Raw genomic sequence first — 25,558 nt, 5'->3', positions numbered from 1 at the left:
CGGTAGTAGACCTTTCGTCGCACCTGGAAACCCCTAGACGTCGGCCGGCCGGGGCGTCACGAGCAGTTTGAGCACGTCGCTGAACAGCGACGACGGGACCGCGTCCGGGTCGACGCCGCGTTCCACCGCGAGGCCGTTGGACAGCGCGAGCACCACCACCGCGAGGTGCTCGGGCGCCAGGGGCAGCGTGATGCCGTGCCGGTCGGCGACGTTGCCGATCGCCGCGGTGACCGCTTCGCGCAGCCGCGCCCGGCGCTCGGCCAGTCCTTTGTGGACAGCCGGGTTCCGCATGGCCAGGCCCCAGTACTCCAGCAGCAGCCGGTGCCAGGTGGCGTCCGAGTCGATCCCGGCCAGCAGCCGCGCGCCGGCCTCGGTGGTGGCCTCGTCGAGGTCGGCCAGGTCGGCGAACGCCGTCGTCGCGCCCGCCATCCGCTCGACGATGTGCTCCTCCATGATCGTCAGCACCAGGTCGTCGCGGCCGGTGAAGCTGGAGTAGACGGCGCCCTTGGTCAGGCCGGCCTCGGCCGCGACGTCGTTGAGCGACGTCGCGGCGATGCCCTGGCGGGCGAACACCGCGGTGGCGGCGTCGATGATCCGCCGCCGGGTCTCGGCGCGGCTCGGGCGGCGGCGTGCGGGGCCGGTCATGGAGCGCACGCTACCGCCTCCCTCACCTGGGCGTCCGTCGTTGACTGTGACGCGGGTCATCTGGTAAATCGGACACACGATACCAGTCGGTATCGAAACCGGGAGGTCCCGTGCCCACTGTCAGCGCCGACATCCGCCGAACCCTCACCGTCGTGGTCCTCGCCGCGGCCGCTCTCGTCGCCCCCGCCGCTACGGCGTCCGCCGCCGGGCTGCCGCCGAACCCCGCCGCCGATCCCTTCTACGCCCAGCCGTCGCCGTTCCCCGACGTCGCGCCGGGCACGATCCTCGACTCGCGCCCGATCACGATCCGGGCGCTCACCCTGCCGGTGCCGATCCGGGCCTGGCAGGTCAAGTACCGCTCGTCGGACACCCGCGGCGCGGCCATCGCCGACGTCGCGACGGTCATGCAGCCGGTGTCGTCCACCTCGAAGACGCTGGTCTCGTACCAGACCGCGCAGGACGGGCTCAGCCTCGACTGCGCGCCGTCGTACGTGCTGGCCACCGGGACGGCGTTGCCCGCCGAAGAGCTGGCCTTGATGGTGCCGCTGCTCGCCGCGGGCCACACCGTCGTCACCGCCGACTACGAGGGCCCGCGGTCCGAGTGGACGGCCGGGCTCAACACCGCGCACGGCGTCCTCGACGGCATCCGCGCGGCCCAGTCGTTCGCGCCCGCCGGGCTGTCCGGGCCCACGACGCCGACGGCGCTGATGGGCTACTCGGGCGGGGCGCTGGCGAGTCAGTGGGCCAACGAGGTCCAGCCGACCTACGCGCCGGAACTGAAGTTCGCCGGTGTCGCCGCCGGTGGTGTGCCCGCGGACATCGAGTACGTTGCCCGCCGCATCGACGGCGGGCCGTTCGCCGGGATCTACATCGGCGCCGCGGTCGGCCTGAGCCGCGCGTACCCGGAGATCGACACGGCCACGCTGCTCAACACGCGCGGCAAGCAGGCGTTCGAGGACGTCGGCAAGCAGTGCATCGCCCAGTTCAGCGTCGCCCAGGCGTTCCACCGGATGAGCGACTACACGACCGTGCCGCAGCTGCTCGACGTGCCGGCCGTGCGGAACGTGATCGCCCAGAACGTGATGGGCACCCGCAAACCCGGCTCGCCGACGTACTTCTACCAGGGGATCTTCGACGAGCTGGCGCTCACGCCGCCGGTGGACGCGCTGGTGCGGAAGTACTGCGCCGAAGGCGTGACGATCCAGTACAACCGGATCCCGATCGGCGGCCACGTCACCGTCGCGGTCCAGGGGGCACCCGGGGCGCTCGCCTACATCCACGACCGGCTGGCCGGGAAGCCCGCGCCGTCGAGCTGCTGAGCTGTTCATATTATCGGATTAATTACGAAGAATCTTGACCTCGGATCCGGATAGGTCATATGTTTGGCGGGCTTCACGCCGGTCCCCGCCTTCAACGCCGAACGGATCCGACATGTCGAACCCTTCCCTCCCGCCCTCGCGCCGCGCGTTCCTCAAGCTCGGTGGCGCGGTCGGCGCCGGGATCGCCCTGAGTGGCGTTCGTCCTTTCGTCGCCAGCGCGGACGTCGTGCGTCCGGCTGTCGCGGATCTCGTTCCCGGCAGCCGGGCGACGACGCTGTGGTACCCGTCGCCCGCGGCGGAGGACAAGATCATCGAGCAGGGCTTGCCGATCGGCAATGGTCGGATCGGTGCCCTCGTCGGCGGCGACCCGGCCGCCGACTTCCTGTACCTCGCCGACGCGTCCCTCTGGACCGGCGGCGCCAACGACGTCCTCGAAGACGACGGCCAGTTCCCGTACGAGCGCGAGAAGTTCGGCACGCTGGGGCTGCTGGCGAAGGCGCGGATCTCGGTGCCCGCGCACACCGGCGTCACGGACTACCGGCGCACGCTCAACCTGAGCAACGGCCTGGTGACCGTCACCTACGCGTGCCAGGGCACCCGGTACCGGCGGGAGGTCTACGCGAGCCACCCCGACGACGTCGTGGTCGTCCGGCTGACCAGCGAAGGCCGCGGGACGCTGACCGGCGCGGTCGCCCTCGAGCCGACGCGGGACGAGGTGCTGAGCGGCCCCGCGTTCGCGGCGACCTTCGCCAACGGGCTGAAGTACGCGTGCGCGGCGTCGGCGTCCGGTCAGGGCGGCAAGGTGTCGCAGCAGGGGAACAGCGTGGTGTTCACCGGCTGCCGTGAAGTCGTCATCGTGCTTTCGGGTGGCACGAACTACGTGCCCGATGCGGCGCGGAAGTTCCTCGACGCGTCGGTGGATCCGCTGGCGCTGTCGAAGCAGAAGGCGGCTCGCGCGCTGCGGGCCGGCGGTGGCGCGTTGCTCGCGACGCACGTCGCCGACTACCGGCGGCTCTACGACCGGATGACGCTCGACCTGGGCGCGTCCCCGGCGTCGAAGCGCTCGCTGGACACGTGGGCGCGGCTGGTGGCGCGGCACGACGACCCGGCCACGCCGGACCCGGAGCTGGAGGCGTCCTACCTCCAGTACGGCCGGTACCTGACGATCACCGGCTCGCGCGACGGCCTGCCGATGGGCCTGCAAGGCCTGTGGCAGAACAACAACACGCCCGACTGGATGAGCGACTACCACACCGACATCAACGTCCAGATGAACTACTGGCTGGCCGACCGCGCGGCGCTGCCGGGCAGTTTCACCGCGCTGGCCGACTACTGCCTCTCGCAGCTTCCCGTGTGGACGGACACCACGAAGAAGCTGTTCAACGACCCGAGAAACCGCTTCCGCAACACGAGCGGCAAGATCGGCGGCTGGGCCATCGCGTTCTCCACCAACATCTACGGCGGCTCCGGCTGGTGGTGGCACCCGGCCGGCAACGCGTGGCTGTGCAACTCCCTGTGGGACCACTACGCGTTCACGAAGGACAAGGCCTACCTCGCGCGGATCTACCCGCTCCTCAAGGGGGCCGCCGAGTTCTGGGAGGCGCGGCTCGTCACCACGACCGTCGACGGCCGCGAGGTGCTGGTCGACGACCACGACTGGTCACCCGAGCACGGCCCGCAGGACACGCTCGGGAACACGTACTCCCAGGAGATCGTCTGGGACCTGTTCGAGCACTACCGCGCGGCGGTCACGACGCTGGGGCGCGACCGCGCGTACGGCGACCGGATCGCCGGGCTGCAGCGGAAGCTGTACCTGCCGAAGGTGAGCCCGACGACCGGCTGGCTCGAGGAGTGGATGTCGCCCGACAACCTGGGCGAGACCACGCACCGGCACCTGTCGCCGCTGATCGGGTTCTTCCCGGGCGACCGCATCGCGACGGACACGTCGTCCGCCGAGCTGCTCGGCGGGGTGCGTGCCCTGCTGACCGCGCGGGGGATGGACAGCTTCGGCTGGGCGACCGCGTGGCGGTCGGCGTGCTGGGCGCGGCTGAAGGACGCGGACAAGGCGTACCAGCTGCTGCTCACGGTCATGCGGCCGTCGGTGGCCAACGGCAACGGCACCGCGCCGAACTTCTTCGACATGTACAGCCAGGGCAGCTACACGATCTTCCAGATCGACGCGAACCTCGGCGCGCCCACCGCGGCGCTGGAGATGCTGCTGTACTCGCGGCCGGGCGTGCTGGAACTGCTGCCCGCGCTGCCGTCGGCGTGGGCTCGGTCGGGGAGGGTGACCGGGATCGGCGCGCGCGGCGGGTTCGAGGTCGACGTCGCGTGGCGCGACGGCAAGGTGACCCGGGCGGTGATCCGGAGCGTCGGCGGGACCCGGACCGAGGTGCGGGCCGGCGCCTGGAAGCGCACGATCTCCCTGCGGCCCGGCGCGTCGATCACGATCACGCCAAGTTGAGGTCCATCCTCCGGAAAGTGACGTAGTGTTCAATCACTTATTCCGGAGTTTGGAGTCACCGTGAACGTCGTCCTGTGGATCGCCGCCGGCCTGCTGGCTGTTCTGTACCTCGGCGCCGGGGGCATGAAGCTCGCCACGCCGCGGGAGAAGCTTCTGGAAAACCCCAACATGGGGTGGACGGCGGACTTCTCGGCGGCGGCGATCAAGGGGATCGGCGCGATCGAGATCGTCGGCGCGATCGGCCTGATCCTGCCGTGGGCGCTGGACATCGCGCCGGTGCTGACCCCGCTCGCGGCCACCGGACTGGCGATCGTCCAGATCGGTGCGATCATCGTGCACGCGCGCCGCAAGGAGACCAAGGCGCTGCCGATGAACGTCGTGCTGCTGGTGCTGGCGGCGTTCGTCGCCGTGGGCCGGTTCGCCGGCTGACCTTCCCTTATCGGAGGATCGATGACGCTCCCCGCCTTCACGGATCACGGCGGCCCGGGCCCGGCGGTCGTGCTGCTGCACAGCTTCCTGATGGACCGCCGCATGTTCGCCGCGCAGCTGCCGGCCCTGAAGGGCTTCCGCTGCATCACGGTCGACGAGCGCGCCCACGGCGGCACGCCCGCTTCGGGCCCGTTCGACTACTGGGACGTGGCTCGCGACGTCCTGGCGGTCTTGGACCACTTGGACGTCTCGTCCGCGGCGGTGGTCGGGACGAGCCAGGGCGGGTTCGTCGCGTTGCGGATGGCGCTGCTGGCGCCTTCCCGGGTTCGTGCGCTGGCAGTGCTCGGCACCTCGGCCGCGGCGGAGGACCCGGCCGTGGCGACGGGCTACCGGGCCGTCCTGGACGCCTGGGTCTCGGGCGGCGCTCCGCCGGAGGTCCTCGACGGCGTCGCGACGATCTGCTTCGGCCCGGCGGAGGTGGGGGAGTGGAAGCGGCGCTGGGCGTCGGTTCCGGCGGACCAGCTGACGTTCGCGATGACGGCCCTCGTCGACCGCGACGCCGTGCTGGACCGGGCGGGGGAGATCGTGTGCCCGGCCCTGGTCCTGCACGGCACGGCGGACCTGGCGTACCCGGTGGACCGGGCTTCGGAACTGGCGTCGGCGCTGCCTGACGCGTCGTTGGTCGTCGTCGAGGACGGGGCGCACTTCTTGAGCTACACCCACCCGGGCGAGGTGAATCCGCACCTGCGGCGCTTCCTCGACGCGCACGCCTAATACCCTGGAGGTCTCACCGGGACGGGAGGCCGCTGGTGGACGTCGATCTGCGGAAGCTGCGGTACTTCGTGGCGGTCGCCGAAGAGCTGCACTTCGGCCGGGCCGCCGAGCGGCTGCACATCGCACAGCCGGTCCTTTCCCGGCAGATCCGCGCGCTCGAGTCGGAGCTACGAGCGCAGGTCTTCTTACGGGACAGGCGATCCACGGAGCTGACCGAGGCCGGCCGTCAGCTGCTGGAGGACGCCCGCCCGCTCTTGGCCGCGGCTGAAGCCCTACGGCGCCGGGTCGCGCTGGCCGCGCGGGGGACGTCGGCGTTCACGATCGGGTTCATGCCCGGGATCACGGTGACGGGCGCGGTACGCGACTTGACCGCACGGCACCCGACCCTGGACGTCGGCCTGGTGCGCACGACGTGGGATGACCAGATCGAGGTGCTGCACGACGGCCGCGCCGACGTCAGCGTCGTCCGGCTGCCGGTGGACCCGCGTGGCCTGACGCTGCGGCCGCTGTTCCGAGAGCCGCGGGTCGCGGTACTGCGCGCCGACCACCGCTTGGCCGGCAAGGAGTCGGTGACGGTCGCCGATCTGGCCGGTGAGCACCTGCTCAACGACCCGGGCGCGGTGCCGGAGTGGCGGGAGGTCGCCGTCGAGCTGCGGGACGGTACGGCTTTGCCCTTCCGCGGATTCCGGAGCGTCGAGGAGAAGCTGGAGCACGTCGCGGCGGGAACGGGGATCGCGGTCGTGCCGCTCTCGACGTCGGAGTACTACACCCGCCCGGACGTCGCGCACGTGCCGGTCTCGGACCTGCCGCCGAACGAGGTGTGCCTGGCGTGGGTGGCCGCTCGTCGGTCTCGGGTGATCTTCGAGTTCGCCGAGATCGCGGCGTCGTGGTTCGACGGGTCTGGTCAGTCTGGCTGCTAGCCTGTGACCTGCGAAAAGGGGGACCGATGGCGCTGCGGACGACGAACATGCGGGACGCGCTGGTGGCCGAGGTGCGGCAGCAGATCCTGAGCGGGGAACTGGCGCCCGGCACGGCGCTGACGGAGCAGGGGCTGGCGACGACGTTCGGGGTCGCGCGTCCGACGGTGCGGTCGGCGCTGCAGGAACTGGAGGCGCGGCATCTGGCGGAGCGGGCCGACGGCCGCTCGCTGCGGGTTCCGGTGCTGACCGAGGCGGACGTCCGCGACCTGTTCCGGGTCCGGCTGCCGCTGGAGGTCGCGGCGGTCCGTGCCGTGGTGACCGACGGTGGTTCCCTCGCCGGGCCGAAGGCGGCACTGGCCGTGCTGGAGGCGCTGCCGGCGTCGGCGAGCTGGGCGGAGCGGGTGGAGGCACACACGGCCTTCCACGTCGCGCTGGTCGAGGCGGCGGGCAGTCCACGGTTGAGCCGCATCTACCCGCCGTTGCAGGAGGAGATGCAGTTGTGCCTCGCACAGCTCCGGGAGGCCCACCCGGACCCGGCCGAACTGGCGGCGGAGCACCGCCGCCTGCTGGAGGCGGTGGAGTCGGGCAACCCGGCCGGCGCGGAGGCCGAGGCAAAAGACCACCTCGAGCGAGCGCTGAAGAGCCTGACCGCAGGCTGACGCGGACGCTCCCGATGCGGCCTGCGAAGTCTTGGCGCGGCAGGGTTTCTCGGCGACTGCCCGTTGGGCGGCGCGCCAAGTGCACGGCGGCGCCGATCGCGAGGGCCTCCGAGCCGCCGGCGGTCGGTGGGCCGTCGTGGTTACTTTCCCTGCGGCAGCGCCAGGCGGCGCGGGTGCTCAGCCGGTTGGCTTGGGGTGGTGAACAACGCTGCCCGCAGCGTTGCCCACGGGCGGGACGGGCGTGTGCGGCGGACGGGGGCTTGCCGTGTGGCTGCGCCCGTTCGGTAGGCCATCTCCACCTGTACCCAGTCGTAGATCCAGTCGCCTCGCATGGCGTTCCTCTCGGCCGTTGGTTCCTGCTTCGAGGATCGGCCTGAGGGAGGCGGCGCGGCATCGGGTGATCACGCACCTTTCCGCCGCGCCGGCCCCTTACCCGCGCAGGTCCGACAGCGCGTCCAGGTGGGACGGCCGCCAGCCCAGCTCGGAGCGGGCACGGTCCGGCGTCAGCCGCTGGTCCAGGGCGAACGCCTCCGCGATCGGGCCCATCCGGTCCTCGGCCTCCGCGAGGGTGAGCTGTTCGAAGCGGCCTGGGCAGCCGGCGGCCGAGCTGAGGGCGTCGGCGATCTCCGCCAGGCGGATGTTCTCGCCGCTCACGCCCGCGTACACCGACTTCGCGGGCGCCTGCAGCGCCAGTGCGTACAGCTCCGCGATGTCGTCCGCGTGCACCAGCGCCCAGTGGTTGTGACCGTCGCCGATTACCGGGACCGCGCCGTGTTCGCGGGCCGGGGCCGCGAAGAACGACTCGGCCAGGCCGCCGCCGTGGCCGTAGACCAGGCCCGGCATCACCAGGACCGGGCGGCCGCCTCGGGACAGGACGCGCTCTTCGTTCGCCCGGCGCCACGCCGTGATGCGCGGTGGGTTCTGTGGCGCGTCCTCCGTGACGACGCCGGCCGTGTCGCCGTACACCCAGACGCCGCCCGTGTGCACGTAGACGCCCCGGTCGCCCAGGCCGTCCTGCATCGCCGACGCCGCCGCGTCATCGACGGCGGCCGTGTCGTCGCCGTAGTGCTGGCCCAGGTGGATGACGCCGTCGGCGGACGCGGCTGCTTCGCGCAGGACGGCCGTGTCCGTCAGGGTGCCGGGCACCGGGTGGGCGCCCAGGTCGGTGACCGTTCGGGCCGCCGTCTCGCTGCGGGCGAGTGCGCTCACCTCGTGGCCGTGCCGGATCAGGGCCCGGATCGTGGGGCGGCCGACGTAGCCGGAGCCGCCGGTGAGGAAGACCTTCATCGCAAGGGACCTTTCGTCGTGGTTCCCCTCCGACTCTCGGCCCGATCCGCGCCCGCGTCCAAGACCCTTTCCGGCCGCTGTGATACCCGCGGGGCATCACTCCACGGTGACGGACTTCGCCAGGTTCCGCGGCTTGTCGATGTCGTGGCCCAGCGCCAGCGCCGCGTGGTAGGCCAGCAGCTGCAACGGGATCGTCAGCAGGATCGGGTCCAGCTCCGGCTCGGTCCGCGGCACCACCAGGCGTGGGACGTCCAGCGCGCCGAAGTCGACGTCTTCGTGCGTGACGGCCAGCACCGGCCCCGAGCGGGCCCGGATCTGCTGCAGCGCACCGAGGTTGCGCTCGGCGAGCTCGTCCGCCGGCACGATCGCGACGGTCGGCACCGACGCGTCGATCAGCGCCAGCGGGCCGTGCTTGAGCTCGGAGGTCTGGTACGCCTCGGCGTGCCGGTAGGAGACCTCCTTGAACTTCTGGGCCCCTTCGCGCGCCACCGGGAAGCCGCGGACGCGGCCGACGAAGAACAGGCTCTTCGCGTCGGCGCAGGCGCGGGCGTGCTCCTCGATCAGCTTCTCCTCGGCGAGCACCGCCCGGATCTGGTCCGGCAGCGCGCGGATCGCCGTGACGATCCGCTGCCCGGACGCGTTGGACAGGTCCCGGACGCGGCCCAGCGCCAGCGCGAGCATCGCGAACCCGACGGCCATGTTCGTCAGCGCCTTCGTGGACGCGACCGCGACCTCCGGCCCGGCGTGCAGGTACAGCCCGCCGTCGCAGGCCCGCGCGATCGCCGAGCCGACCACGTTCACCAGCCCGATGACCCGGCCGCCCTTGCGCTTGACCTCTTCGACGGCGAACGCGGTGTCGACCGTCTCACCGGACTGGCTGACCGCGATGTAGAGGGTGTCCGCCTCGATGATCGGGTTGCGGTAGCGGAACTCCGACGCGGCCTCGGCGTCGGCCGGGATCCGGGCCAGCTCCTCGATCATCGTCGCGCCGATCTGCCCGACGTAGTACGCCGACCCGCAGCCGAGGATCTTCACCCGCGCGAACCCGCGCAGTTCCCGCGGCGTCAGGTTCAACCCGTCCAGGCGGGAGACGCCGAAGCGCTCGTCGAGGCGGCCGCGGATCATCCGCTCCACCGACTCGGGCTGCTCCTGGATCTCCTTGTACATGTAGTGGCTGTGCTCGCCGAGGTCCAGGTCGTCGGCCTCGATGTCGATCGCCGTCGGCGGGCGGCCGGTGTCGGCCTCCTCGACGGTGAACGTGCGGTACCCCTTGGCCGTGACGCTGGCGAATTCGCCGTCGGCGAGGTGCACGACGCTGGAGGTGTGGCGGACGAGCGCGGCCAGGTCGCTGGCCACGAACATCTCCTTGTCGCCGACGCCGACGATCAGCGGGGACCCGTTGCGCGCCACGACGACGCGGTCCGGACGGCTGGCGTCGGTGACGGCGATCGCGTACGTGCCGGAGATCCGGGAGACGGCTTCGACGACCGCGTCCTCCAGGGTCTCCGCCGCCGAGCGGGCGATCAGGTGGGCGAGCACCTCGGTGTCGGTGTCGGAGGCGAGCGTGACGCCGGCGCGGGTGAGCTGCTCGCGCAGCGCGTCGGCGTTGTCGATGATCCCGTTGTGCACCACGGCGATCCGGCCGTCTTCGGAGACGTGCGGGTGGGCGTTGGCCTCGGTCGGCCCGCCGTGCGTCGCCCAGCGCGTGTGCCCGATGCCGGCCTTGCCGGCCAGCCGCTTGGGCAGCGCGGCGGTCAGGTTGCGGACGCGGCCGGTGATCCGGTGCACGCTCTGGCCGCCGGTGCCGAGCACGGCGATCCCGGCCGAGTCGTAGCCGCGGTACTCGAGGCGGGTGAGCCCTTCGAGCAGGATCGGGGCCGCGTTCTGGGTGCCGATGTATCCGACGATTCCGCACATGCCGGGGTGACCTCACTGGAGCAGGGGACGGGGGACCGGGGCGGGCCCGGTCAGCCGTAGACGATGCGGCGCAGCTGCCGCTCGGACAGGGTGGGCGGCGCGACGAGCCTGCCGTCCAGCTCGCCGGCGAGCAGCGGGAAGATCTCGGGGTTCTTCTTCCCCTCGGTCTGCAGCTCCGCGTGCCGGCGCCGGACGTACTGCTCGGCGGTCTCCCGGTAGAACGCCAGCACGTCCTCGACCACGCGCCCGGCCACCGCGGGCGACAGACCCGTGGACAGCGCGACCTGGTCGATGAGTGAGGCGTCCTCCATGGCACTCATCATGCATGGCGACGTCGCGAACACCAAATTCCTGCCCGATATCGGGCAAGAACAGGCTCGCTCGGACGAGACTAGGGGTTCTTGCAGACTTCCGCCGTCGCAGCAGCCTTGACGGGCCGCCGGGCGGTACAACAATCCGCATGGTGAGCACGGAATCCGGCGTGGTGAGCTTCCCCCGGCGCGCGCCCGGCCAGACCTCCCCGCCCGACGGCTACGCCGCGCTGCGCGGGAAGCCCGGGCTGTGCCGGACCATGCTGCCCGGCGGGAACCTGGTCTGGCTCGTCACCCGGCACGAAGACGTCCGGGCCGCGCTGACCGATCCGCGGCTCAGCTCCAACCCGGCGCTGCCCGGCTTCCCGGCCACCGGTGGGGCACCCGAAGCGGTCCCCGGGTGGTTCGTCGCGATGGACGCGCCGGAGCACACGCGGTACCGCAAGCTGCTGATCCCGGAGTTCACCGTCCGCAAGGTGCGGGAGCTGCGGCCGGGCATCCAGCAGGTCGTCGACGACCGGATCGACGCGATGCTCGCCGCCGGCAACGCCGCCGACCTCGTGTCCGCCTTCTGCCTCGTGCTGCCCTCGCTGGTCATCTGCCAGCTGCTGGGCGTGCCTTACGGGGACCACGAGCACTTCGAGTCGCGCACCCGCGTCCTGGTCAGCCTGGCCTCGACGGCGCGCCAGCGCGAGGTCGCGCTCGGCGAGATCAACACCTACCTCACCGAGCTCATCGCGGCGAAGCGCGAGGAGCCGGGGGAGGACCTGATCAGCCGGCTGCTGGCCGGTGGCACGCTGGACGACGACGAGCTGCGTGGCGTCGCGATGCTGCTGCTGGTCGCCGGCCACGAGACGACGGCGAACATGCTGTCCCTCGGCGTGGTCACGCTGCTGGAGAATCCACAGTGGATCGGGCATGAGGGTGTCGTCGAGGAGCTGCTGCGGTTCTACTCGATCTCCGACGTCGTCAGCCTGCGCGTCGCCACCGAGGACCTCGAGATCTCGGGCCAGCTGATCCGCCGCGGCGAGGGCGTGGCGCCGCTCGGGCTGGCGGCCGGGCACGACGGCACGGTGTTCGACGACCCGGGCGAGTTCTGCCCGGCGCGGTCCGCGCGCAGCCACGTCGCCTTCGGGTACGGCATCCACCAGTGCATCGGCCAGAACCTGGCGCGCCTGGAGATGGAGGTCGCGCTGACGACGCTGTTCGCCCGGATCCCGCGGCTGCGTCTGGCGGTGCCGGCCGACGAGCTGAACTTCAAGCACGACGGTGTCCTCTTCGGACTGTACGAGCTGCCGGCGCGGTGGTAGGGCGGCGTCAGGCGGTCAGGACGTTGACGCCTTCACGCTCGATCTCCGCCGCCACGGTGGAATCGATGCCGCCGTCGGTGATGAAGGTGTCCACTTCGGACAGTTCGGCGAAGCGCGCGAAGTGGTCGTTGCCGACCTTCGTGTGATCGGCGAGCAGGACCACGCGGCGGGCGCCGGCGATCGAGGCGCGCTTGACCATCGCCTCGGCCGGGTCCGGAGTGGTCAGGCCGCGCTCGACCGACAGGCCGTTGGTCGCCATGAACGCCACTTCGACGAACGTCTCGCTCAGCGCGTGCAGGGCCCAGGCGTCCACCGACGCGAGCGTGCGGGCCCGCAGCCGGCCGCCGACCAGCATGACCGTCAGGTTGGGGCGCTTGGACAGCGAAAGCGCGATGTTGACGGAGTTCGTGACGACCGTGAGGTTGCAGTCGATCGGCAGGGCCTCGGCCAGGTGCGCGGTGGTCGTCCCGGCGTCGAGCAGGATCGCGCCCTCCGACGGCAGTTCCGCCAGCGCCGCCTTGCCGATGCGCTTCTTCTCCGCCGTCATCACGCTTTCCCGCGTGGTGAACGCCGGTTCGAAACCCAGCCGTTCGATGGGGATCGCCCCGCCGTGCACGCGGCGGAGCGATCCGTGCCGCTCCAGCGTGGTGAGGTCGCGGCGGATGGTTTCGGTGGTGACGGTGAACTCGCCCGCCAGCTCGGCGACGTCGACTCTGCCCCGCGTACGTGCACGCTCGAGGATCATTTGCTGACGCTCCTCCGCGTACATCGCCGCCCCCTCCATGTCGATGTGTGTTGCCGGCGATGTGAGTTTATGTTGAATCACGTCCGGAAAGCAACGCCGGGGTCTCCGTGGCCAGGGCCCGCAGTTCCCGCTGGATCTCGCCGTTGACGGCCCCCTGGTGACGCGCGAGGAAGAAGTGGCCGCCGGGGAAAACCTCCAGCCGGAACGCGTCGTCGGTGTGCTCGCGCCAGTTTTCCGCCTCTTCGGCGGTGACCTTGGGGTCGTCGGCGCCGATCAGGGCGGTGAGCGGGCACGGGACGCGGCGGCCGGGAGCGCAGGTGTAGGTCTCGATGGCGCGGTAGTCGTTCCGGATGGCCGGCAGGGCCATGCGGAGGATCTCGTCGCCGCCGAGCACGGTCAGGTCCTGCTTGTTGAGCTCCTTGACCTCCGCGATGATCCCGTCGTCGTCGCGCTCGTGGATCCGTTCGTCGCGGTGGGTCGAGGGACCGCGGCGGCCGGACGCGATCAGCGCGCCGGGCCCCGGCGCGCCGCGGTCCGCCAGCCGCAGCGCGACTTCGAAGGCCAGCACCGCACCCATGCTGTGGCCGAAGAACACCGTCGGTTTCGCCGACAGGGCCAGCAGTTCCGTGGTGACCAGGTCGGCCAGGCCGGTGATGGTGTCGACGCACGGTTCGCGGCGGCGGTCCTGGCGGCCGGGGTACTGCAGGGAAACGACGTCGACGTCCGGTGCGAACCGGGCGGAGACCGGGTGGAAGTAGCTGGCGGAACCGCCGGCGTGCGGGAAGCACACCAGCCGGGTCCGTGCTTCGGCCGCCTGGTGGTAGCGGCGGATCCACGGCGTCGTGGCGTTGTCCGCGATGTTCACGAGGCGTGTTCCTTTCGGCGTGCTTACGGGTCACCAGTAAACCCAGGCCGCCGCAACGGAAACCTTAGTGTTGCCGGTCACCCGCGACGGAACGCGTGAGATCCACGGTTTTCCGGGTCAGGGCCCGCCTAACCTGCGCGTACGGCCGTTTCCCCGGCCGCGCCCGACCGCCCCGAGAGGAGCTCCGATGACCGGTGACGCGCTCGCCCTCGCCCGGCGCAAGGCCACCGAGCTGCGCCGGGCCGTCCAGTCCCTGCACCGGATCCACGGTGACACGCACTCGATGCGCCGGTTGCTGAGCGACCTCGACTGGATCGACGCCGGCCTCGGTGAGCTGCCGGCCGCCGCCGCGTGCGAGGGCATCGAACGGATCGTCGTGCCCGACACGCCCTACCGGCTGGACATGTGGCACGGCGCGGACGACGAAGGGCTCGGCGGCCGCCGGCACCAGTGAGCTGACCTCGAAACGCTGACCTCGACGGTGCGGGAAGCAGGTGCGGGATGCCCGGTGTGGCGAGTGGGACGACGGCGCGGACGACCGGGCGCCGGCGCGAGCTGGAGATCCTGAGCTCGGCGTTCGCCAACGCGCGCGCCGGCGCGGCCACGCTCGTGCGCGTTCGCGGCGCCGCGGGCACCGGCAAGACCACGGTGCTGGACGCGTTCGCGGAGCAGGTCGAGGACCGCGCGACGGTCCTGCGCGGCACGTGCCGCCGACCCGGCCGCGCGAACGCCGAACGCGCCGTCGAAGAACTGCTGCCCGGCGGCGCGAGTGGTGACGGCACGCCGGTCGCGCTCGTGTCGCGGCGGCTGGGCCGCTGGCTGGCCGAGGTCACCGCCACCCTCCCGGCCGTGCTCCTGCTCGACGACTTCCACTGCTGCGACGAGGCTTCGCTGCGGGTGCTGGCCCACCAGCTGCACCGCGCGGCCGAACTGCCGGTGCTGCTGGTGGTCGCGCAGCGGCCGGCCGACCTGCCCGTCTGGCCGCCGCTGGCGCTGCCGCCGGGTGACGTCGCGACGATCGACCTGGCCGGGTTCGGCGAGGCCGCCGTCGAAGAGGTGGTCACCGAGCTCTGGCCGATCCGGCCGGAGCCCGGCTTCGCCGCCGACCTCACCGAGCTGACCGGGGGAAACCCGTCGCTGCTGGGCCAGGTGTGCCGGACGCTGCGTGCCGAAGGCTTCGAGCCGGACCACCACGGTGCCGCACGCGCCCGGCTGCTCGCCCCGGGCGCCCACGCCCGTCTCGTGGAGCGGATCCTCGCGGGCCGCCCCGCGTACGTCGGCCGCGTCGCCGAGGCCGCCGCCGTGCTGGACCGGACCGACGTCGAACTGGTCGCCCTGCTCAGCGGCGTGCCCGAACCCCTGGTCGGCGACGCCGTCCGGGTGCTGGCCGCCGAGCACGTCCTCGGCCCGGCCGGTCACGGGTTCACCTCCGCCGAGGCACGGGCCGGCGTCCTGGCCGGGGTGTCCGAACGGCGGCTGACGGCGTCACGGCTGACCGCGGCCCGCCTGCTCAACGACCGCGGCCGGCCCGCGGAGGAGGTCGGTACGCACCTGCTCGGCCGGCGACGGCTGCCCGAACAGTGGATGCGGGACGTGCTCGCCGAGGCCGCGCGCGTCGCGGAGCGGGCCGGCCGGCACACCGACGCGGCGCGCTTCCTCGGCGTGCTGGTCGCCGACCGCCCCGAGGACGTGCCGACCCGGATCGAGTTCGCCCGCGTGGTCGGCGTGCGCGACCCGCTGGCCGCGTACGCGACGCTCGCCGGGACGTCGGTACTGGCCGGGGACACCCGCAGCCGAGCCCGGATCTCCCTGCAGCTGGCCAAGGCCGCGCTGACGGCCCGCGAGCCGGGTGAGGCGACCCGGCTGCTGACCACGGCGCTGGCCGAGCTCGACGCGGAGCCGCCCGGCACCACGGCCGACGACGGCCGCGGCCTGCGCACCGAGCTCGAGGCCACGCTGCTCGTGGTGGCCTTCGAACAGCCGGGGACCCTCGGCCTCCTCGACGGCCGGCTCGCCGGGATGTCCGGTCTTGGCGGCCAGACGCCGGCCGAGACGAGCGTGCTGGCCCTGGCCTCGGTGGCCCACATGCTGGCGGGCACCGACCGCGAGACCGCCGTGTCCTGCGCGCGCCGGGCCCTGGACCGGCCGGAACCCGCGGTGCTCTGGTCCGGTTCGCTGGCCGCCTACGTCCTCTACCTCGCCGACGAGGTGGACGAGGCGACCGGCGCGCTCGACGACGTCGTACCGGACGCGCCGCGCGACGAAGCCGGCTGGGCCGCTATCACCGCCTTGACCGCGCAGTCCTGGCTCATGTGCGGGGCCGGCGACCTCGCCAGGGCCCTGTCCGACGCGACCGCCGCCGTCCGGCTCGCCGACGGCGACGGCCGCCCCGAGCTCGCCGGGGCCCCGCTGGTCTCCCAGGCGCAGATCCTGCTGCGCCAAGGGGACGTCGGCGGCGCGGAACACGCGCTCGCCCGGGCCGAACGGGAGGGCCCGGACACCGCGGTCCTCCGGCTGCCGCACCTGCTGCTGGCCCGGGCCCGGCTGTGCGAACTGGGCGGCGACGCCGAAACCGCGCTCGGCCACCTCCTGCGCTGCGGCCGGCTGCTGCGGGAGGAGGACGTGCGCAACCCGGTCTTCGCGCCGTGGTGGCTGGACGCCGCCCGCGTGCTCGTCCGGCTCGGCCGGCGGGCCGAGGCGATCGAGCTCGTAGACCAGGGGGAAGACCTGGCCCGGAGCTGGGGAACGGCGTCCGCGCGGGGCCTGGCCCTGCTGGGCCGCGGCCTCACCGCCGACGGCGGCACGGCCGTCGACCGGCTGGCCGCGGCCGCCGAGGTGCTGGCCGGCACGCCGGCGTCCTGGTACCGGACGGAGGCGGAGATCCTGCTGGGGCAGGCGCTCCTGGACGCGGGCGACCACCCCGGCGCCCGCAAGCACTTCCGGGCCGCCGTCGACCTCTCGGTGCGAGCCGGGTTCTGGGGCCGGGCGGACCGGGCCCGGGCCGGCGTGACGGCGTCGGGCGGGCGGAACTACGCCGTGACCGGCAACGTCACCGACGTGCTGACGGTGGGGGAGCGGCGGGTCGGGGACCTGGCCGCGACCGGCGCCACCAACCGGGAGATCGCGGACCGGCTCCTGCTGGCCCTGCGGACGGTGGAAATCCACCTGACGAGCGTGTACCGCAAGCTCGGCGTCAACGGCCGCGCTCACCTGCAGGAAAGCTTCTCGCGGGGCCTGCTCGCGCCGGAGCCCGCACTGGCCGGTCCCGAATTGTCCTGACGGACAGCGGGGAATAATCGGCTCCGCGTGCGGTGGGGATATTCCCATCCGATCCGCGTAAACGCGTGCGAGAATGCGCGGGTGTCCCGCCGGCTGGGAACCACAATAGGTGACAAACGTCCTGGTCTGTTCCCGACCTGCGGTGATAGCGTTCGAGGGGAAGTCGTTCGAGGGCGCTGACGATGGGATCCGGCAGGGGGATCCGCGGGGATCCGACGCGGGAGAAAACGGGGAGCGGAATGCGGCCGGTGGCGGGACTGGCGGTGGTCGTGGACGACGCCGGCGTGCTCGAGATGTCGCTGCCCTCCGGTGAGCAGCGGGTCCTCGCGCAGGGCATCGGCGCGGCCATGTGGATCGCGCTGGCCCAGCACGACTGGGACCCCGGCGAAGCGGCGCTGACCCTCGCGCCCGAATGCGACCTCGAACCGAACGAGCTGGCCGACTCCATCCGCGCGTGGATGGGTGACCTGGCCGCGATCGGCGTGCTGGAGTCCTGATCGCGACTCGCCGGCAATGGTTTCCGTTCTGAATGGATAGTCGGCTCTCCACGCGGAAACCGCCGTGTCCGGCGGAAAAACCCTAGAGTTGGCGCAGGCTCGTTGACCACCCACGCCTCCGTGACAGACCCTCCCAACGCACGAGGGAATGTCCCGAGGATTGTGGAGGCGCGGTGGTGGGCGGACAAACGCAGGATCACCCGGCCGTGATCGGTGGCGGCGTGATGGGATCGGCCATCACGGCGATGGCACTGGGACACGGTGTTCCGGTCACACTGGTCGAAGCCGGCGAAGAAGCACTGGCCCTGGCGCGGCGGAGGGTGGACCAGCAGCTGCGGCACGGCCGCCTGATGGGCGCGTTCCCCGACGTCGAACCGGGCGAGCTGACGGCGACGACGGACCTGACCGCGGCCAAGGGCGCCACGGCCGTCGTCGAAGCGATCATCGAAGACGCGTCGAGCAAGGCCGGCGTACTGGCCAGGATCGCGGGGCTCGTCGCCCCGCGGACCCCGTTGATCACCAACACCTCCGGCATCCCGGTCGACGAGCTCGCCGACGCGGTCGAGCGCCCGGAGGACCTGCTCGCGACGCACTTCATGAACCCGACGTACCTCATCCGGACCGTCGAGGTCGTACGCGGCCCGCGGACCGGGAGCGACACGCTCGCAGGAGTCCTCGCGCTGCTGGAACGGCTGAAGCGGCGCCCGATCGTCGTGAACGACTCCCCGGGGTTCGTCACGAGCCGGCTGCTGCACCCGCAGATCAACGACGCGGCGCGGCTGGTCGAAGAGGGCACCGCGTCGGTCGAGTCGGTCGACGAGCTCATGCAGGGCTGCCTCGGCCACCCGACGGGCCCGTTGCGCACCGCGGACCTGATCGGCCTGGACAACCTGGCCGACGCGCTGCGGCTGCTGTCCGAACGCACCGGCGACCCGCGGCACCTGCCGTGCGCGCTGCTGGAGTCCAAAGTGGCCGAAGGCCACCTCGGCCGGAAGTCCGGACGAGGATTCTACGAGTACGGGAAGGTGTTCCAGTGAACGACGTCTCCACCACCGAAACCCCGGCGCGGACGCCGGAGGTCGTCGCCCAGCAGATCAAGGACTTCCTGGCCGGCCGCATCAACCAGGAGGTCCCCTCCGACCAGGACCTGTTCCGCACCGGGCTGGTGTCCTCGATGTTCGCCATGGAGCTGGTCGTGTTCCTCGAGCAGACCTACGGCATCGCGATCGTCGGCCCGGACCTGAAGCTGGACAACTTCCGCACCGTCGACGGCATGTCCGCACTCGTCCGGCGCCTGCTCGATGAGTGAGGACCCGCTCGCCGGCGCCGCCGCCGAGCTGACCGCGCTGGTCGCCGACCGGGCGGCCGGCTGGGACGTCGAGGGCCTGCTGCCCGTCGACATGCTGCGCGGGCTCGGTGCCCGTGGCCTGCTGTGCGCCGAGGTGCCCGCCGACTTCGGCGGCCTCGGCGCCGGCAGTCTCCACAGTGGACACTTCACCGCGCACGCCGGCGCGTTGTGCAGCTCGCTGCGCAGCGTGATGACGTCGCAGGGCATGGCGGCGTGGACGATCCAGCGGTTCGGGGACCGGGCCCAGCGGGCCCGGTACCTCGGGCGCCTGACGTCGGGTGACCTGGCCGCGGTCGCGTTCAGCGAACCCGCCGCGGGCAGCGACCTCTCCTCGGTCGCGACCACCGTCCGCACCGACGGCGACGACATCGTCATCAGCGGCGAGAAGGTCTGGATCACCGCGGCGGCCTACGCCGACCTGCTCGTCGTCGTCGGCGAGCTCGACGGCCTGGGCGCGGCGGTGGTCGTCCCGGCGCGCGCGGAAGGCGTGTCGATCGAACGCATCCCGTACCCGAGCGGGTGCCGGGCCGCGGGGCACTCGACCGTGCGGCTCGACAACGTCCGGCTGCCGCGCTCCGCTCTGCTGGGCGGGGGCGGCGTCGACCTGTCGATGCTGGTCACGACGGCGCTGGCGTACGGCCGGATCTCGGTCGCCTGGGGGTGCGTCGGCATCCTGCGGGCCTGCCTGACGGCGGCCGGCGACCACGCGGGCAAGCGGCACCAGGGCGGGATCCCGCTGGCCGACCGCCAGCTGGTGGCCCGTCACCTCGCCGACCTGTTCGCCGACGAGCAGGCCGCGACCCGGGTGTGCGAGCACGCCAGCCGGGCGTGGGACCAGCGCTCCCCGGAGATGGTGGTCTCGACCGTGCTGGCGAAGTACGTCAGCTCGACGAGCGCGGCACGCGGTGCCGCGGCGGCGGTGCAGGTGCTGGCCTCGGCCGCCGCGCAGGACGGCCACGTGGTCGCCCGCGCGCACCGCGACGCGAAGCTCATGGAACTCATCGAGGGCAGCAACGAAATCTGCCAGCTGATCCTGGCGGGGCACACGCGTGTCCTCGCGAACAGCGGCGGCTAAGGAGGAGTCCGGTGGCAAGCACGCAAATGGTCAAGTGTCTCGTGTGGGACCTCGACAACACGCTGTGGAACGGGACACTGCTGGAGGACGGCTCGGTCGAGATCCCCGAGCCGATCCGGGAGCTCGTGCGGACCCTGGACGCGCGCGGCATCCTGCAGACCGTCGCGAGCAAGAACGACCACGACCACGCCTGGGCGCGGCTGGAGGAGCTGGGTCTCGCGGAGTACTTCGTGCTGCCGCGGATCGGCTGGAACCCGAAGTCGGAGTCCATCCGGTCGATCGCGGACGAGCTGAAGTTCGCCCTCGACACCATCGCCTTCGTCGACGACCAGGAGGCCGAGCTCGCCGAGGTGACCTTCCACCTCCCGCAGGTGCGGACCTACCGCGCCGAGCAGGTGCTGGAGCTGGCCGGCCTGCCGGAGTTCAGCCCGGCGACGGTCACCGTCGACTCGCGCCGCCGTCGCCAGATGTACCAGGCGTCGTTCCGCCGCCAGGAGGCGCAGGCCGGCTTCACCGGCCCGGACGAGGACTTCCTGCGGTCGCTGGAACTGAAGATGACGATCAGCCCGGCGACCGACTCCGAGCTGACGCGCGTCGAGGAGCTGACCCGGCGCACGAGCCAGATGAACGCGACCGGCGTCCACTACTCCCACGAGGCGCTGAGCGCCCTGATCGACGACCCCGGGCACCGGGTGCTCGTGGTGAGCATGCAGGACCGCTTCGGCCCGCACGGCGCCGTCGGCGTGCTGCTGCTGGAGACCGGCTCCGAGGTCTGGCACCTGAAGCTGCTGGCGACGTCCTGCCGGGTCGTGTCGTTCGGGGCCGGCTCGATCATCCTGCGCTGGCTGATCAACCAGGCCGCCACCGCCGACGCGCACCTGGTGGCCGACTTCCGGCCGACCGACCGCAACCGGATGATGGAGATCGCCTACCGCTTCACCGGATTCGCCGACGAGGCGTGCGCGTGCCAGGCGGTGCTCGCCGACCCGGGCCTGGACGGCCTGCAGCGCCTGCACCTCGAGCCGGTGCCGCAGGAGGAGCCGACGACGGTGGCCCTGGTGGCCCCCGACCTCACCGAGGCGATCAGCGTGCACTGAGCGCCGTAGCAACACAAAACCGAAGGCCGCCGCGGGAATCCCGCGGCGGCCTTCGGTTTGTGCGTGTGGTCGGGGTTTCAGCTCGCCTTGCGGATGAGGGTGATGCCGTCGGCGACCGGCAGCAGCGACATCTCCACGCGCGGGTCGTCCCGCACGAAGCGGTTGAACTCGCGGATGGCCACCGTGTCGGGGTCCTGGGCGTCCGGGTCGGTGACCCGGCCGAAGAACAGGGTGTTGTCGACGACGACGAGCCCGTCCGGTGCCAGCAGCATCAGGGCGGCCTCGTAGTAGGCGGCGTAACCCGCCTTGTCGGCGTCGATGAAGACCAGGTCGATCGAGCCCGGGCCGTATTCGGCGAAGAGCGAGTCGAGCACCGCGGTCGCCGGGGCGATCCGCAGGTCGATCCGGTCGTCGACGCCGGCCCGCTTCCAGTAGGGCCGGCCGAACGCCGGCCAGCGGTCGGTGACGTCGCAGGTGATCAGCAGGCCGCGGTCGGGCAGCGCCCGGGCCATGCAGAGTGAGCTGTAGCCGGTGAAGGTGCCGACCTCCACCACCGTCCGCGCCCGCGTGAGCTTGACCAGCAGCGCGAGCAACTGGCCCTCCTCGGCGGACACCTGCATCGCCGCACCCATCGGCAGCGACGCCGTTTCTTCTCGCAACTCGCGCAGGATCTCGTCCTCGGCACGGGAATGGTCGCTCACGTACGTGAGCACGTCGGAGGACGCCAGTAGTTGGCTCGCCATGGCGTGAGCGTAGGGGCGCGGCTACCTGGAACTGTCTAGTAAGTCCGGCCGCTCAGCCGAGCCGCAGCAGGCCCGCGTGGACGCGGTGCAGCAGCTCGAGCGGCGGCCGGTCGGTGCGCCCGAGGTCGGTCCCGCGCGCGAGCAGCAGGCCATCGCGGATGCCCTGCAGGACGAGCGGGCGGGTGACGTCGAGTGGCCGCATGAGGTAGGCGGCGACCTCGGCCACCGACGTCGGGATCTGGCACATCCGGCAGACGGCCACGAGGTCGGGGTCGAGGCCGGTGGTGGTCCGGTGCCGCCCGGTCGTGGTCAGCATGACCTCGGGCAGCAGGGGGTGCCGCGGTCCCGGCGGCGGTGGGCGGGTGCCGCGGACGTAGGGCCGCGGGCGGAGTGGCTCGCGCATGCCGAGCGGCTCGCGGGCGGGGCTCTCCGCCGCCGGCCAGGACGGTTCGGACGGCTCGGGCGGCTCGGCGGCGGGCGTTTCGGGTGGTCCGGCGAGCACGGCTGTGGCCGCTGTGCCCGCTTCGGCCCCGTTCGTGCCCGGATCCGGGCTCGCGGCGGCCGGCTCGGACTTGGGTTTGGGTGTGAACCCATGTTCGACCCACAGCTCGTACTCACCCCAGCCGCCGAAGGACAGCGGGTGGTATTCGATCTTGCTGGGGCGGCGTTTACGATTCTTATTCATGTTTCTGGCCCCGTAAAGTCCGTGTGCGGCGCGGCGCACAGCCTGGCCACCGGGCGGTCAGGCCTGTCAAGTATCACCGCCAGAGACGTGGGTTTTCCTGGGACTTCGTGGGTAGTGCGTTGTCCACGAGGCCCAAGTACAGACAAAACGAAGGCGTTGGGCTTGTTAAACCAACATTCTGCGTCCTACGCTGGGAGGCCAAGTCGCTCGACGCAACGATGGGTGAGCGGCGGCGACGAGCCGCTGTGTGGGTCGGAGGGTGATGGTGTTGCCCGGACCAGGTAGGGCCGAACCGGCGATGGCGGACGCGCTCGTCCGCCCTGTCGCGGCGCCCGCCGTCCGGGATCGCCCGGCCGGTGGCGACGGCCCCGCGGCGCCGTCGGTGCTGACCCTCCCGTGGCGGGGCGAGTTCGAACGCCGCGCCCGCCGCGCCGGGAACGTCCGCCTGGTCGAACGCGAAGACGAGATCGCCGTGCTGCGCCGCGGGATCCGCGGCGCGGTCGCCGGCCGGTCCGGCCGGGTGGTCGTCGTCGGCCCGCGTGGCGCGGGCAGCAGCGCGTTGCTCGCCGCGGCCGTCCGCGAAGCGCGCGTCGCCGGGATGATCACGGCGTTCGCCCGCTGCACGCCCGCCGAGTCCACCGTCCACCGCGGCGTGATCAACCAGCTCTCCGCGGACATCGCGGGCGCCGGCTGCCGGCTGGACAGCGGCACGCGCACCTGCGGCCGGACGCAGACCGAGCGGACCATCCCGACGTTGTGCGGGGACTTCGTGGGGGTCGCGAGCCAAGGCCCGCTCCTGATCGCCGTCGACGACTCGCAGTGGTCCGACCCGGGCTCGCGGGCCTGGCTCGAGGCCATGGAACACCGCCTGCAGCAGGCGCCGATCCTGCTGGTCCGCGCCGTCATGCAGGCCGGTCACCGGCCGCTCGCCGTGCGGGCCGACGGGGTGGACACCGTCGTCGTCCGCCCGCTGACCGAAGACGGCCTGCGCCAGCTGGTCGCGGACCGCTTCCCGGGCACCCGCCCGGACGCGCGGTTCGCCGCCGGGCTGCACCTGGCCACCGGCGGCAAGCCGGCACTGGTGGCCCCGGTTCTCGAACGGCTGTCCGCCGCCGGGCTCGAGCCGGTCGCCGAGCGCCTGCCCGCGGTCATCGCGCACCTGGCCGACCTGCGCGACGCCGATCTCGCCGTCTCGATCGCCGCGCTCCCGGCCGACGCCCTGCACCTGCTGCGGGCCATCGCGATCTGCCGCGGCCTGCTCGACTTCGAGCTCGTGACGACCCTGGCCGGCCCGCTCACCGGCTCGGCCGAAGTCGCCCTGCGCATGCTCAGCGGGTTCGGTCTCGTGTTCGGCGGCGCGGAGCCCAAGGTCGCCGACGACGTCACCGCGGACGCCGCACTGGGCACCCTGAACTCCGCCGAGCGCGCCGCGCTCGCGACCCGCGCGGCCGAGCTGGCCTACCGCGCGGCGGTGCCGGACGACCAGCTCGCCGAGCTGCTGACCACGATCCGGCCGATCGGCACGACCTGGGCGGTCGCCACCCTGCGGCGCGCCGCCGAGCAGCGTCGTGCGGTCGGCGACCGGCACGGCGCGGCGCGGCTGCTGACGCGGGCGCTGCGCGAACCGGTCAGCCAGGCCGAACGCCGGAAGCTGATGCTGGGCCTGGCCCTGGCCGAGGTCGCCGACCAGCCCGAGCTGAGCGACCTGCGGCTGCAGCGGGTGCTGCTCGACGCCGGGCCCGAGGTCTCCGGCGCCGTCCTGCTCGACGCGGCCGACCACCTGCTCTCGCGGGGCGACACCCGCACCGCGCACCGCGCGATCGCGGCGACCTGGCGGCGGCGCAGCGCGTTCGACGCCGGCACGTCGGCGCTCGCCGCGCTCGGCTGGCTGGCGCAGGAGGACTCCGTGGCCGGCCCGGTGGTGCCGACGCCGGTGTTCGGGGCGCCCGCGGCGCAGCCCGGTCCGCCCGACGCGGCGCGTGCCGCGACGATCGCGTCGGAGCTCGCCGGCCGGGGCCGCGAGTTCGACCGGGCCCGCGAACTGGCCCGGGTGGCGCTCGCGCCGCGGTCCGGGAAACTCCCGTCCAGCCTGCGGATCCAGGCCTCCTGGGTGCTGTTCTGCACCGACGACCTCACCGAAGCCGTGCTGGGCCTGACCGACGTGCTGCAGGACGCCACCCGCGTCGGCGCCCGGGCGGCCGCGGCCAACGCGCTGCTAATGCGGGCCCGCTGCGAACTGCGGCGCGGCAACCTCGGCCAGGCCGAGGCCGACATCGAGGCGGCGGAAACCCGGCTGCCGGAAGCGGCCTGGCACCCGCGCTCGGTTTCTCGGCTGCTGGCCGTGCGGGCCGAGTTCGCTTTGGCCGGCCTGCGGCTGGACGAGGCCGAAAAGGCCGTGGCCGACCCGCTTCCCGCCGGCGCCGAAGACGGCATGGCCGCCGCGTACTTCCTGGTGCAGCGGGGCGCCGTGCGCCTCGCCGGCGGCGACCCGGCGGCGGCACTCGAAGACTTCCGCGCGGCCGGCCGCGGCACCCGCGCCCGTCGCGAAGGCAACCCCGTCGACCTGCCGTGGCGCACCGGTGTGGCGATCGCGCTGGCCCGGCTCGGCGAGCCCGCCGCGGCCGCGGAGATCGCGCGGGAAGCGTTGGCGCGCGCGGAGACCTGGGGCGCCTCGAGCGGCCGGGGCACGGCGAACCTGTACCTGGCGGAGGTCTTCGGCGGTGCCGAAACCCGGGCCCGGCTGGAAGCGGCGGTCGCCCTGCTGGAGGGATCGCCGCTGCGGGTCCAGTTCCTCACCGCGGTGACCGATCTGGCCGGCGCCTGCCTCGACGACGGCGATCCGGTGGAGGCGGCGGCGCTGCTGGGCCGGGTTTCCACGATCCGCCCGCTGCTGCTGCCCGCCGGTCTCGTGGCCAAGATCCGCGACGTGACCGGCCGGCTGACGCGCAGCACCGGCACGGCCGCCGTCGAGCCGGTGGCGGGCGACCCCGTCGGCTCACTGTCCGAAGAGGAGGCCAGCATCGCGGCCCTCGCCGCCGCGGGTCATTCGAACTCGGAGATCGCGCGGTCGCTGCGGTTGAGCGGCCGGCTCGTCGAACTCCGGCTCACGCGGATCTACCGGAAGCTGACGGTGACCGGGCGGCGCCAGCTGACCGAGCTCATGAGCCCCGATTCCGCGGCGAGTTGATG

The 25,558-nt window shown here is 72.5% G+C and carries 23 protein-coding genes; 15 read left to right on the top strand and 8 right to left on the bottom strand.

Annotation, left to right across the window (positions count from 1 at the left end; all coding sequences use genetic code 11):
• Positions 1-33: 33 nt before the first annotated feature.
• Complete coding sequence (locus OG570_RS36285) at positions 34-645, bottom strand: TetR/AcrR family transcriptional regulator (protein ID WP_326949502.1); 612 nt, start codon at positions 643-645, stop codon at positions 34-36.
• Positions 646-755: 110 nt separating this feature from the next.
• On the opposite strand from OG570_RS36285, the gene OG570_RS36280 reads away from it, so the two are divergent.
• From OG570_RS36280 to OG570_RS36255, 6 genes are all read left to right on the top strand, one after another.
• Entirely contained in the window at positions 756-1,964 is a 1,209-nt protein-coding gene (locus tag OG570_RS36280) for a lipase family protein (RefSeq protein WP_326953379.1), read from the top strand.
• 112 nt (positions 1,965-2,076) lie between these two features.
• A complete protein-coding gene (locus tag OG570_RS36275; RefSeq protein ID WP_326953378.1) occupies positions 2,077-4,428 on the top strand; it encodes a glycosyl hydrolase family 95 catalytic domain-containing protein in 2,352 nt (783 codons plus the stop codon).
• A gap of 60 nt (positions 4,429-4,488) precedes the next feature.
• The gene (locus OG570_RS36270; protein ID WP_326949505.1) at positions 4,489-4,857 is read left to right on the top strand and encodes a DoxX family protein; all 369 of its coding nucleotides are present in this window, start codon (positions 4,489-4,491) and stop codon (positions 4,855-4,857) included.
• 21 nt (positions 4,858-4,878) lie between these two features.
• A complete protein-coding gene (locus OG570_RS36265; protein ID WP_326953377.1) occupies positions 4,879-5,631 on the top strand; it encodes an alpha/beta fold hydrolase in 753 nt (250 codons plus the stop codon).
• 35 nt (positions 5,632-5,666) lie between these two features.
• Positions 5,667-6,551, top strand: coding sequence for a LysR family transcriptional regulator (locus OG570_RS36260; protein WP_326953376.1), 885 nt, complete (start codon positions 5,667-5,669; stop codon positions 6,549-6,551).
• 26 nt (positions 6,552-6,577) lie between these two features.
• Positions 6,578-7,210, top strand: a complete 633-nt coding sequence (locus tag OG570_RS36255; protein WP_326953375.1) for a GntR family transcriptional regulator — start codon at positions 6,578-6,580, stop codon at positions 7,208-7,210.
• Between the two features lie 429 nt (positions 7,211-7,639).
• Here the strand turns inward: OG570_RS36255 and OG570_RS36250 are convergent, their stop codons facing one another.
• The 3 genes from OG570_RS36250 to OG570_RS36240 form a co-directional block, all read right to left on the bottom strand.
• On the bottom strand, positions 7,640-8,497 hold the full coding sequence (locus OG570_RS36250) for an NAD-dependent epimerase/dehydratase family protein (RefSeq protein ID WP_326953374.1): 858 nt from the start codon (positions 8,495-8,497) through the stop codon (positions 7,640-7,642).
• Positions 8,498-8,593: 96 nt separating this feature from the next.
• Positions 8,594-10,414: a glutamine--fructose-6-phosphate transaminase (isomerizing) gene (glmS, locus tag OG570_RS36245; protein WP_326953373.1), complete on the bottom strand. Its 1,821-nt coding sequence runs from the start codon at positions 10,412-10,414 to the stop codon at positions 8,594-8,596.
• A gap of 50 nt (positions 10,415-10,464) precedes the next feature.
• On the bottom strand, positions 10,465-10,725 hold the full coding sequence (locus OG570_RS36240) for a hypothetical protein (protein WP_326949511.1): 261 nt from the start codon (positions 10,723-10,725) through the stop codon (positions 10,465-10,467).
• A 149-nt stretch (positions 10,726-10,874) separates the two neighbouring features.
• On the opposite strand from OG570_RS36240, the gene OG570_RS36235 reads away from it, so the two are divergent.
• On the top strand, positions 10,875-12,035 hold the full coding sequence (locus OG570_RS36235; protein WP_326953372.1) for a cytochrome P450: 1,161 nt from the start codon (positions 10,875-10,877) through the stop codon (positions 12,033-12,035).
• Between the two features lie 7 nt (positions 12,036-12,042).
• On the opposite strand, the gene OG570_RS36230 is transcribed toward OG570_RS36235, so the two are convergent.
• Positions 12,043-12,804 carry a DeoR/GlpR family DNA-binding transcription regulator gene (locus OG570_RS36230; RefSeq protein WP_247051664.1) on the bottom strand — a complete coding sequence of 254 codons (762 nt, stop codon included), beginning with the start codon at positions 12,802-12,804 and terminating at the stop codon, positions 12,043-12,045.
• Positions 12,805-12,847: 43 nt separating this feature from the next.
• Positions 12,848-13,645 (bottom strand): thioesterase II family protein, encoded by a 798-nt coding sequence (locus OG570_RS36225; protein ID WP_326953371.1) that lies wholly within the window; start codon positions 13,643-13,645, stop codon positions 12,848-12,850.
• A 187-nt stretch (positions 13,646-13,832) separates the two neighbouring features.
• Here OG570_RS36225 and OG570_RS36220 point away from each other — a divergent pair, with 187 nt between their 5' ends.
• The 7 genes from OG570_RS36220 (at position 13,833) to OG570_RS36190 (ending at position 20,941) form a co-directional block, all read left to right on the top strand.
• Positions 13,833-14,099, top strand: a complete 267-nt coding sequence (locus OG570_RS36220; RefSeq protein WP_247051666.1) for a hypothetical protein — start codon at positions 13,833-13,835, stop codon at positions 14,097-14,099.
• 47 nt (positions 14,100-14,146) lie between these two features.
• Positions 14,147-16,924, top strand: a complete 2,778-nt coding sequence (locus OG570_RS36215; RefSeq protein ID WP_326953370.1) for an ATP-binding protein — start codon at positions 14,147-14,149, stop codon at positions 16,922-16,924.
• 248 nt (positions 16,925-17,172) lie between these two features.
• Complete coding sequence (locus OG570_RS36210) at positions 17,173-17,421, top strand: hypothetical protein (protein WP_247051668.1); 249 nt, start codon at positions 17,173-17,175, stop codon at positions 17,419-17,421.
• Between the two features lie 173 nt (positions 17,422-17,594).
• The gene (locus OG570_RS36205; RefSeq protein WP_326949514.1) at positions 17,595-18,458 is read left to right on the top strand and encodes a 3-hydroxyacyl-CoA dehydrogenase family protein; all 864 of its coding nucleotides are present in this window, start codon (positions 17,595-17,597) and stop codon (positions 18,456-18,458) included.
• On the top strand, positions 18,455-18,730 hold the full coding sequence (locus OG570_RS36200) for an acyl carrier protein (RefSeq protein ID WP_247051670.1): 276 nt from the start codon (positions 18,455-18,457) through the stop codon (positions 18,728-18,730). The genes OG570_RS36205 and OG570_RS36200 overlap by 4 nt, the downstream gene beginning before the upstream one ends.
• A complete protein-coding gene (locus OG570_RS36195; protein ID WP_326949515.1) occupies positions 18,723-19,844 on the top strand; it encodes an acyl-CoA dehydrogenase family protein in 1,122 nt (373 codons plus the stop codon). The genes OG570_RS36200 and OG570_RS36195 overlap by 8 nt, the downstream gene beginning before the upstream one ends.
• A gap of 26 nt (positions 19,845-19,870) precedes the next feature.
• Entirely contained in the window at positions 19,871-20,941 is a 1,071-nt protein-coding gene (locus OG570_RS36190; RefSeq protein ID WP_326951533.1) for an HAD-IIIC family phosphatase, read from the top strand.
• A 77-nt stretch (positions 20,942-21,018) separates the two neighbouring features.
• On the opposite strand, the gene OG570_RS36185 is transcribed toward OG570_RS36190, so the two are convergent.
• Both OG570_RS36185 and OG570_RS36180 read right to left on the bottom strand, forming a co-directional pair.
• Entirely contained in the window at positions 21,019-21,684 is a 666-nt protein-coding gene (locus tag OG570_RS36185) for a class I SAM-dependent methyltransferase (protein ID WP_326949516.1), read from the bottom strand.
• A 52-nt stretch (positions 21,685-21,736) separates the two neighbouring features.
• Entirely contained in the window at positions 21,737-22,369 is a 633-nt protein-coding gene (locus OG570_RS36180; protein ID WP_326953369.1) for a DUF742 domain-containing protein, read from the bottom strand.
• A gap of 298 nt (positions 22,370-22,667) precedes the next feature.
• Here OG570_RS36180 and OG570_RS36175 point away from each other — a divergent pair, with 298 nt between their 5' ends.
• Positions 22,668-25,556: an AAA family ATPase gene (locus OG570_RS36175; RefSeq protein ID WP_326953368.1), complete on the top strand. Its 2,889-nt coding sequence runs from the start codon at positions 22,668-22,670 to the stop codon at positions 25,554-25,556.
• Positions 25,557-25,558 lie beyond the last annotated feature (2 nt).

Origin of the sequence: Amycolatopsis sp. NBC_01286 (assembly GCF_035982555.1) — a bacterium.
Taxonomy (GTDB): domain Bacteria; phylum Actinomycetota; class Actinomycetes; order Mycobacteriales; family Pseudonocardiaceae; genus Amycolatopsis.
The sequence above is the reverse complement of the archived record's forward strand: the minus strand, read 5'-3'. Positions and strand labels throughout refer to the sequence as shown.